The sequence below is a fragment of the Blastomonas sp. CCH1-A6 genome, assembly GCF_001556365.1.
GTDB classification, from domain to species: domain Bacteria; phylum Pseudomonadota; class Alphaproteobacteria; order Sphingomonadales; family Sphingomonadaceae; genus Blastomonas; species Blastomonas ursincola.
Window position 1 is genome coordinate 1 of sequence record NZ_LSIS01000512.1, and the last position, 1031, is coordinate 1031.

Annotated in this window: 1 protein-coding gene; it reads right to left on the reverse strand. The window is 71.4% G+C overall.

All coding sequences use genetic code 11. The features are described 5' to 3' along the window. Positions 1-181 precede the first annotated feature (181 nt). A partial coding sequence (locus AX735_RS22450; protein WP_066284841.1) for a lytic transglycosylase domain-containing protein occupies positions 182-1031 on the reverse strand: 850 nt, incomplete at its 5' end.

Sequence of the window (1031 nt, forward strand, 5' to 3'; positions counted from 1 at the left end):
ACATTGCGCAGCAATGCCCGAAAGCCTTGAGAATCAAGGCCACAACCGAGGCGCAAGGGCTCCGCACATTGCCGCCCTTTATCTTGCCCTCCGCCTTTCCCCTTCAGACAGACAGCCCTTTCCCCTTCCACCTCTGCGAAACGGTGCGAGGGAGCCCGCCAGAGCGCGCGTAAGCCGCTCATTACGGACGCTGCCCGGAGAGCGGGACGAACAGGCCGTTGGCAGGCGGGGCAGCATCGACCACGACAAGCCCGGTGCGGTCGTCGGCCGGCGGTTCCGGCCGCGTGTCGGATACCGTGCGATCGGCGGGCGGCGGCGCAGGTGAAAGCGCGCCCGGCCGCACGGCGAACAGCGCAGCGCGTCGCCAAGCGAACGGGTCGGACGGCGGCGCGACGGCAAGCTGAGTGTCGTCCGAACCGCCCGTGATCGACGCCAGCCGTGCAAGATAGGCTCGCGTTTCGGCAGGCAGCGGGCGGCCTCGCGACAGATGCTCGTCGTAGCGGCCCGGCCCCGCATTATAGGCCGCGAGCATGGCCGTCACGTTGCCGTAGCGGTCGTGCATCGCGCGCAGATAAGCCGCGCCCGCCAAGATGTTGTCGCGCGGATCGAACGGATCGGAGCCGAGGCGATGGCGCGTGCGCAGGCCCGCCCAGGTGCCGGGCATGATCTGCATGAGGCCCATGGCCCCGGCTGTCGAGACGGCGCGGACATCGCCGTTGCTCTCGACGCGCATGACGGCCCATATCCAGCGTTCGGGGATGCCGAAGCGCCGGGCCGCGTCCGCTACATGGTCCGCATAGGGATGGCGTGCGGTCAATCGCTCCGGCGGCGTGTCTTGCGCCAGCGCGGCGACGGGCGCAGCGCCCGGCGCGAGCAGCAGCAGGACCGCGAGCATGGCGGCCGACCCGCCCCCGCTCCGCCGCCAGCCTGCCAGCGTGCTCGCTCCGGTAAAGGGTGCGCGCGATGCGCCGGCCGGGGGCCGCCCTTGACCTTCGCTGCGCGCGCCGGCCGGCCTGCGACCGAGCGGGACG